The organism is Caldovatus aquaticus (genome assembly GCF_019458025.1).
Taxonomy (GTDB): Bacteria; Pseudomonadota; Alphaproteobacteria; order Acetobacterales; family Acetobacteraceae; genus Caldovatus; species Caldovatus aquaticus.
In genome coordinates this window covers 1-8,230 of record NZ_JAHZUY010000091.1, presented here as the reverse complement: position 1 = coordinate 8,230, position 8,230 = coordinate 1, and the positions used below count along the sequence as shown (strand labels likewise).

General features: G+C 75.6%; 6 protein-coding genes and 1 pseudogene. All 7 read left to right on the top strand.

The window, feature by feature from the left end; translation table 11 throughout:
• Positions 1–783: 783 nt before the first annotated feature.
• The 7 genes and pseudogenes from K1J50_RS17905 (at position 784) to K1J50_RS19345 (ending at position 8,050) form a co-directional block, all read left to right on the top strand.
• Positions 784–1,590, top strand: coding sequence for a polysaccharide deacetylase family protein (locus tag K1J50_RS17905; RefSeq protein WP_220119121.1), 807 nt, complete (start codon positions 784–786; stop codon positions 1,588–1,590).
• Entirely contained in the window at positions 1,587–2,759 is a 1,173-nt protein-coding gene (locus tag K1J50_RS17900; protein WP_220119120.1) for a GNAT family N-acetyltransferase, read from the top strand. Before K1J50_RS17905 ends, K1J50_RS17900 begins: the two co-directional genes overlap by 4 nt.
• A 419-nt stretch (positions 2,760–3,178) precedes the next feature.
• Positions 3,179–4,246: a UDP-glucuronic acid decarboxylase family protein gene (locus K1J50_RS17895; protein ID WP_220119119.1), complete on the top strand. Its 1,068-nt coding sequence runs from the start codon at positions 3,179–3,181 to the stop codon at positions 4,244–4,246.
• A 96-nt stretch (positions 4,247–4,342) separates the two neighbouring features.
• On the top strand, positions 4,343–5,818 hold the full coding sequence (locus tag K1J50_RS19355; protein ID WP_369413644.1) for an exopolysaccharide biosynthesis polyprenyl glycosylphosphotransferase: 1,476 nt from the start codon (positions 4,343–4,345) through the stop codon (positions 5,816–5,818).
• 185 nt (positions 5,819–6,003) lie between these two features.
• A complete protein-coding gene (locus K1J50_RS17885) occupies positions 6,004–6,957 on the top strand; it encodes a ketopantoate reductase family protein (protein WP_220119118.1) in 954 nt (317 codons plus the stop codon).
• A gap of 288 nt (positions 6,958–7,245) precedes the next feature.
• A pseudogene (locus K1J50_RS19670) lies at positions 7,246–7,599 on the top strand (class I SAM-dependent methyltransferase); the annotation flags it as partial.
• Between the two features lie 94 nt (positions 7,600–7,693).
• Complete coding sequence (locus K1J50_RS19345; RefSeq protein ID WP_255575436.1) at positions 7,694–8,050, top strand: hypothetical protein; 357 nt, start codon at positions 7,694–7,696, stop codon at positions 8,048–8,050.
• Positions 8,051–8,230 lie beyond the last annotated feature (180 nt).

The window sequence follows — 8,230 nt, the reverse complement described above, 5'->3', positions numbered from 1 at the left end:
CACGGCTGGCGCCGCGTCCGCCGCCGCAGCCTGCGGCGCAACGGCGCCCCTCTGCACCTGCCCTGCACCGCCATGAACCTCCGCCGCGCCGAACGCCTCCTCGCCTGACAGGCGACGCGCGCCCCCCCGGCCTGCCGCCAGACACCGAAACCGAACACAAAGGCCGCTTCCAGGCCGCCCTCACACCTGCCTCACCCGATCGGGCGCGTTTCGCAGGGGTCTCCGCGGCGCGAACGGGATTCAAGTCGGCGCGGACCGGGCCGACAACCGGGCCAACGGATCGCAAGAACGCGTCCTCGCGCGCCTCTGCCGTCACCGCGAAGTGAAGGAATCCGTCGCGGGCCTGGGCGCACACTGTTCTGCGGTTCCTGGGTCCCTTCCGCCGCTCCCGATCCGATGCGGGGCTGAAGCAGGGTTCCAAGTCGCGAAGAGATTGGGGAAGAGGGGCCGGATGCTCGGGGCGAAGGTGCGTGTCCTGGCAACCGGCCGGGCCGGGTTCGGCGGCGCTCCCGCCCGCGGCGCCGCGCGCGCGCGATCCCTGCCTCGGCAGCGCCGCGCCGGCCGCGCGGCGCCCGCGCTCCCGGCGCCAGCCCACGGCGCGCCTGCCGCCGGAGCGGCGCGGCCGCAGGCCAGCGGGGCGTGCCGGAGCGCGCCCCGGCCGGCACGACCGGGCCGGCCCCGCCCGGGCGGGGGTGCCGCCACCGTCTTCGCCGGGTGCGCGGATGGCCGCCGGCCGCCCGCCGCCGCACGGCCGCGCGCGCGAGCGCGGAGGGGTGGCCTCCGATGCAGCTGAGCCTTCGCGACCGGATCGCCCGCAAGCTCTCCGACGCGCTTGCCCCGCGCATCCTGGTGGCCGGCGCATGGGCGGAGCGGCCGCGCGGCGTGCTGAGCGTGTCCTTCGACGACTTCCCCAAGACCGCCTGGGAGGTCGGCGGCCCCGTCCTCGACGCCCTGGGGGTGCGGGCGACCTACTACGTCTCCGGCGCGCTGTGCGGGCGCTCCTGGAACGGGGTGCAGCAGTACGACGAGGACGACCTCGTCGCCGCCTTCGGCGCCGGGCACGAGATCGCCTGCCACACCTACGACCACCTGTCGGCCGCCCGGAACCCGACCGCGGAATACCTCGCCTCGATCGCGCGCAACGGGCGGTTCCTGCGGGAGCGCCTGCCGGGATGGGTCGGGCACAGCTTCTCCTACCCGTGGGGCGCGGCGCCGCTGCGCGCCCGGCACGCGGTATCGCCGCTGTTCGGAAGCTGCCGCTCGACCATCCGCGGCCTGAACGGCTCGCGCCTCGACCGCTCGCTGCTGCGCGCGGTAGGGCTGGAGCGCTGCCGGGGACGCGGCGCCGACATCCCGGGGCTCATCGCCGCCGCGGCGGGCCGGCGCGCCTGGCTCATCCTCTACACGCACGACGTCCGCGAGCGGCCCTCGGACTACGGCTGCACGCCGGCCGAACTGGAGGACGCGGTCCGGCGCGCGCTGGCGGCGGGACTCGAGGTCAGGCCGGTGGCGTCCGTCCTGCCCGGCCCCCGCGCCGCCGCGACGGCGCCCCTCCCGTCCGCGGGGCGCGGCGACGGGCAGGGCCCGTGACGACTGTCGCCCCGCCTCCCGCGATGCCGGTGCCCGCGGCGGCGCGCGCACCGGCCGGCCGCGAGGGCCCGGTGCGTTTCCGCCTCGTCCCCCCGCACGCGCTCACGGCCGCGGAGATCGCGGCCTGGCGCCGCTTCCAGGCGGGCGACGCCGCGCTCGCCTCGCCCTATCTCTGCCCCGAATACGCGCGGATCGCCGCCGCGGTGCGTCCCGACGTGACGGTCGCGATCGCCGAGCGGGACGGCGCGCCGGTCGGCTTCCTGGCGTTCGAGCGGCGCGGCCGGGTCGGCGGCCCGGTAGGCCGCGCCGTCTGCGACTGCCAGGCGATCGTCGCCGAGCCCGGCTGCGCGTGGGACCCGCGCGCCTTCCTGCGCGCCGCCGGGCTTTCCGTGTACGACTTCACCTACTTCCGCGCGTCGCAGCCCGCCTTCGCCCCGTTCCACCGCTCGGTCGAGACGTCGCACGCGATCGACCTCGCGCCGACGTTCGAGGACTACCTGCGCGAGCGGCGCGAGGCCGCGCGCCGCATCCCCACCGCATCGTCGGGCTTCCCGCACCACGCGCTGGCCCGCCTGCGGCAGCTCGAGCGCCAGTGCGGACCGGTGCGGTTCCGCCTGCACGAGCCCGATCCGCGCGCGCTGCACACGCTGCTCGCCTGGAAGAGCCGGCAGTACCGGAGGAACGGCCTGCCCGACGCCTTCGCCCGGCGCTGGCTGGTCGCCCTGCTCGAGCGGATCCACGCCACCCAGACGCCCGACTTCGCCGGGGTCCTCTCGACGCTGTCGGTCGGGGACCGCATGGTCGCGGCGCACATGGGGATGCGCTCGGCGGACCTGCTGCACTACTGGTATCCCGCCTACGCCCCCGACGCCGCGCTGGCGCGGTTCTCCCCGGGCCTGATCCTGCTGCTCGAGGTCTGCCGCCACGCCGCCGCGCACGGCATCCGCGCAATCGAGCTCGGGGCCGGCGACGAGCCCTACAAGCGGCTGTTCGCCAATGCCGGGTTCCCCGTCGCCGCCGGCTGCGTGGGCGCGTTCTCGCTGCCGTTGCTGTTGCGCCGCGCGCGCCAGTGGGCGGAGGACGTGCCCGCGCGCCTGCCGCTCGGCCCGTTGGCGCCCTGGCCGGGCAGGATCCTGCGCCGTCTCGACCGCATCGGGCGGTTCCGCTGACGGGCCGCAGCGGTTTCCGCACCTCTCTCCCCGAAGCGATGGCGGCGGAGCAGTGTCCGGCACGCGGGTTCGCGCTCTGCGCCGTTCCCGGCCGCCTGCGAGCCGCCCGCGCGCGCTGCGGGGGAAGGAATCCATCCGCCCCGTCGCGGCGCGCGGCTTTCTTCCATAGCAGCAATGGAAAAGCGCTGGCGGGTTGCGCGCAACGCGGGCTCCAAAACCATCGCGCGCAATCGAACGCGACCTTCACACCGAAAAAACTTTGCGATCACGTTCGAGAGATATTCCCGGTACGGATCATGCATCTTCTACCGAGGGCATGCCGGAAGTATTAGAGTTCCTCGCCAGGACGAAACTTAATCGCAGCTTGCGAAAACCGCACATGGATTGACGTCCTGGTGGCGGGGGAGGGACCGATTCCCATGCTTGGCTCAGGCCATCGCGTCCTCGTTACCGGCGGTGCAGGCTTCATAGGCTCGCATCTCTGCGAGCAGCTCGTCCGGGCGGGGCACGAGGTGCTCTGCGTGGACAATTACTTCACGGGAACGCGCGCGAACATCGCGCACCTCCTCGGCGATCCGCATTTCGAGGCGATGCGGCATGACGTGACCTTCCCCCTCTACGTCGAGGTGGACCGCATCTACAACCTGGCCTGCCCGGCCTCTCCCATGCACTACCAGTTCGATCCCGTGCAGACGACCAAGACGTCGGTGCACGGCGCGATCAACATGCTCGGCCTCGCCAAGCGCACGCGCGCGCGCATCCTCCAGGCCTCGACGAGCGAGATCTACGGCGATCCGACGCGGCACCCGCAGACCGAGAGCTACTGGGGCAACGTCAACCCGATCGGCCCGCGCGCCTGCTACGACGAAGGCAAGCGGGCGGCCGAGACGCTGTTCTTCGACTACCACCGGCAGCACCGCCTCGACATCAAGGTGGCCCGGATCTTCAACACCTACGGGCCGCGCATGCATCCGAACGACGGCCGGGTGGTCTCGAACTTCGTCGTCCAGGCGCTGCGCGGCGAGCCGATCACCCTCTACGGCGACGGCTCCCAGACCCGTGCCTTCTGCTACGTGGACGACCTGGTGGACGGGCTGATCCGGCTGATGGACACGCCGGCGGGCGAGACCGGCCCGGTCAACCTCGGCAACCCGGCGGAGTTCACGATCCGCGAGCTGGCGGAGATGGTGCTGCGGCTGACCGGCTCGCGCTCGCGCCTCACCTTCGCGCCGCTGCCGCCCGACGATCCGCGGCAGCGCCGGCCGGACATCGCGCGGGCGCGCGCGCTGCTCGGCTGGGAGCCGCGCACGCCGCTCGAGGAGGGGCTGCTCCGCACCATCGCCCATTTCCGGCTGGCGCTCGGCATGGGTCCGGTCCGCAGCATGGCGGCGATGCCGGGCGTCCCGGCCGTCCCGAACGCGATCCCGGCGGCCCTCGCCGCCGCCGCTTCCCCGCTGGCGGGCGCCGCGCCCGCCGACCGCGAGTGAGAGGTGCGGCGTGGCGGGGCCACCGCCACCGCCGGCCCGCCCCCGGCGCGCCTCGCGGGTCCCGCCGGATGCCGGCAAGACAACGGGGAGGACGTCGTGACGGAACACCGGGCCCTGGCCGAAGGAGGAGCCGTCCCGACCAACCCCGATCTGCTCGCGCTGCTCGCGAATCCCGCCCTCCCGGCGGCGTCCCGGATCCGGCGCCTGGGCGCGCGCGCCCTCCGCTGCCACGTGGCGGCGGCGGATGCGGCCCAGGTGATCGTCCTCGCGCTCGCGGCGCGCCCCTTCTTTCCCGAAACGGCTGCGGCCTTCGGCGTCTGGCGGACGCTCGGCCTCGGGGCGCTCGCCGCCGTGCTGGCGGCGCTCGTGCGCCACGCGCTGCATCTCGATCGGATGCCCGATCCCGAGCCGCCCAACCGGGCGGCGCTGCGGGCCGCGGCGGCGGTCGCGACCACGCTCGGGGCCATGGGCGCGGCCGCCTGGCTGGCGCTGCCGCCGGCCGGCGCGCTGCCGGACGACCTGCCCGCCTGGTTCGCCGGCTGGGGCCTGGCGTCGGCCGCGGTGGCGGCGGCGCTGCGCCACGGCGCCGCGCACCTCGGCGGGAGCCTGGCCGGCAGGCGGGGCGTCGTGGTCGTCGGCGCGCCCGAGCATGCCGAGCCGCTCGCCCGCGCGATCGCGGAGGCGGCGCAGGGCGGCTGGCGGCTCGCCGGCCGCGTGGACGACCGCGAGGCCGGCGGCCTCGACCGGTTGGCGGCGCTGGTCGAGCGCCACGGCGCCGAGGTCGTCGCCCTCGCCCTGCGCGGACCGGACGCGTCCGAACGCATGGCCCGGGTCTGCGAGCGGCTCGCCGACCAGCCGGTGCGCATCGCGCTGGCGCTCGACGCCGCCGCGCTCGGTCGCAGGCCGCGGGTCCTGACCTGCATCGGCCGGTTCGCGCTGGCGGATCTCGCCGCCGACCCGCACGGGGGCCTGGGCGGCATCGCCAAGCGCGCGATGGACATCGTCCTCGGCGGCGGCCTGCTGCTCGCGCTCTCGCCCCTCCTCGCGCTGGTCGCGCTGGCGATCCGCCTGGAATCCCCCGGGCCGGCGCTGTTCCGCCAGTGGCGCTTCGGCCTCGGCAGCCGGCCGATCCAGGTGTTCAAGTTCCGCACCATGCGGCACGAGCAGTGCGACGCCACCGGCGAGCGGCGGACCGCGGCCCGCGATCCGCGGGTGACGCGCATCGGCCGCATCCTGCGGCGCACCAGCGTCGACGAGCTGCCGCAGCTGATCAACGTGCTGCGCGGCGAGATGTCCCTGGTCGGGCCGCGGCCGCACCCGCTGCACATGCGCGTCGCCGGCGCCTACTACTTCGAGGCGGTGGAGCGCTACCGCACCCGCCACCTGGTCAGGCCCGGCATCACCGGCTGGGCGCAGATCAACGGCGCGCGCGGCGAGGTGGACACGCTGGAGAAGGCGCGCCGCCGGGTGGCGCTCGACCTCTGGTATCTCGACAACTGGTCGCTCGCGCTCGACCTGCGCATCCTGCTGCGCACCGCGCTCGGCGGCTTCGCGTCGCCGCGGGCGGACTGAGGCGGGCGGCCCCGCCCGGCCCGCCCGCGCCGCCCTCCCGGGCGCGCCCTGACCGCCCCCGCCGCCGCCGTGCGCCGCTTCCCGCCGCGCCCGGTTCCGGCCGTCCGCGATCGGCTCTAGCATCGGCGCGAGGCGCCCCGCGCGAAGACGGGCATCGCCCCTTCCCAACCCTCACGGAGCATCCCATGCGCATCCTGGTCCTCGGCGCCGGCGCGGTCGGCGGCTATTTCGGCGGGCGGCTGATCGAGGGCGGCGGCGCCGAGGAGGTCGCTTTCCTGGTCCGCCCGGCCCGCAAGGCGAGGCTCGAGCGCGACGGGCTCGCCATCGAGAGCCCGCAGGGCGACTTCCGCGCCCGCGTGCGCGCCCTGCTCCCGGAGGAGGCCGGCACCGGCTGGGACGTCGTGCTCCTGAGCTGCAAGGCCTACGACCTCGACGACGCGATCGCCGCGCTGCGTCCGGCGCTCGGGCCGCGCACCGGCATCGTGCCGCTGCTCAACGGCATGACCCACATCGCGACGCTGCAGGCCGCCTTCGGCGAGGAGCGCGTGCTGGGCGGCCTCGCCCGCATCTTCGCCGCCCTGACGCCGGAGGGGGTGGTGCGGCACCACGGCGGCCACGCCTCCGTCGCCTTCGGCGAACTCGACGGCACGATGTCGGAGCGCGTGCGGGCGCTCGCCGCCGCCTTCGCGAAGGCGCCGGCGGCCGAGGGCGAGGCGAGCGCGAACATCCGCCAGCTCCTGTGGGACAAGCTCGTGCTGCTGCACACCGTCGCCGCCGCCACCGTGCTGATGCGCGCCAATGTCGGCGAGATCGCGCGCGCCCCGGGCGGGATCGCCTGGATGGAGCGGCTGCTCGAGCGCAACGCCGCGATCGCCGCCGCCGAGGGCTTCCCGGTGCGCCCGGAGGTGCTGGAGCGGCAGATCCGCCCGATGTTCCGGAATCCGCAGGCGAGGAACCAGGCCTCGATGCTGCACGACCTCGAATCCGGCGGGCGGATCGAGGCCGACCACATCCTCGGCTTCATGCTCGAGGCCGCGCGCCGCGCCGGCGTGGACGACGCGCTGCACGAGACCGCCTACATCCACGCCAAGGCCTACGAGAACCGGCGCGACGCCGGGCGCCTGCCGGCGCGGGCCTAGGACCGGCTATCCGCCGGCGCGGCGGAGCGCGGACGGCGGAAACGCCGGGCGCGCGGCGTCCCGCGCCGGCCGCCGCGCGGGGGGCCGCGGGCGGAGCGCGCGAACCGGCGCGGGCGGCGGGATCGAGGCAGGTGCCGCCGCGCGCGCTGCGGAGCAGCGCGCTCCGGGAGCGGGGCTCGCTCTTCCACACCGGCGGGGGGAGGGGGCTCACGGCCGTGGCAGGTCGCGCTCGCGCCCGCGGCGCCAAGCGCGGCGGGCGCGGCCCATCCGTTGCTCGCCCCTCTCCCCGTGCAGGAATGGCCCGATGGGCGCGGGTGCAGCGCGCGCCCATGCCTTCGCCCGCCCCCGCGCAGGCATGGCCCGGTGCGTCGCGTGAAGGACGATTTCCTGCTCCGCCTCTGCCCGCGCGGGAGTCGCGTCCTCGACTTCGGCTGCGGCAGCGGAGAGCTGGAGCGCGAGGTTCTCGCTCGCGGCTGCGACGCCTGGGGAGTTGGCGCCTGCGAGGGCGCGCAGGAGCGGCTCGGCGAGGTTACCGCCGGCGACGCGCGCATCCTCCGGATGCCGCTCGGCGGCGCGATTCGGTTCCCCGATGCGCACTTCGACGCGGTGCTGGCGAACCAGGACTTCGAGCGCATCCACGGCCTTGCGCCGTGCGCCGCCGAAATCGCCCGGGTGCTCAGGCCGGGCGGCCGCCTGCTCGCCCTTCGTCCCGTCAGGGAGACGCTGTGGGAGCCGCATGTCGGCGCGCCGCCGGTCCACCGCATCCCCCGGTTCCCGCCGCCAGCGCCTGCTCTTCCGGCTGGTCGGCCTGGATCGCAGCCGGGCCGCCACCGCCGCGCAGGCGCGCTCGGCCCACACCGCCTGCCGCAGTGCCGCCGCGATCAAGGCGCTTTTCGCCGCCCAGCTGCGGCCCGTGGCACGGCTGGAGGCCGACTGGCTGCGCCGCCGACTGGCGCACGCGGCCCGGCTGCGGCGGCTCGCCCCGCTCGTGCCGGGCTGGCCCGCGCGCACCGTCGCGCTGCGCGCCGCCGGCGTCGGCTTCCTTTTCGAGCGGCCCGCCCGGGCTCTGGGCACCCTCACGCCCGGCGGATGACGCCAGGAGGAAGAGGCGGGCCGCCCTGTCGCGACGAGAGGCGAGCCTGAGTAATACCCGGCGCGCAAAGTTCTGACTTTTGGGGTTGAGCCGACGCGGGCGTTCGTGATTCATCGGCGTGGAGCGGACCATGCGGGCGCTGATGATCCGGGAGGATGTGCCGCCGGGTGAACTTCGGCG

What these genes read in the sequence shown, in the direction of transcription:
- K1J50_RS17895 (WP_220119119.1), top strand. Translation starts at nt 3,179, where the DNA reads ATGCTTGGCTCAGGCCATCGCGTCCTCGTTACCGGCGGTGCAGGCTTC.
- K1J50_RS19345 (WP_255575436.1), top strand. Translation starts at nt 7,694, where the DNA reads ATGTCGGCGCGCCGCCGGTCCACCGCATCCCCCGGTTCCCGCCGCCAG.
- K1J50_RS17905 (WP_220119121.1), top strand. Translation starts at nt 784, where the DNA reads ATGCAGCTGAGCCTTCGCGACCGGATCGCCCGCAAGCTCTCCGACGCG.
- K1J50_RS17885 (WP_220119118.1), top strand. Translation starts at nt 6,004, where the DNA reads ATGCGCATCCTGGTCCTCGGCGCCGGCGCGGTCGGCGGCTATTTCGGC.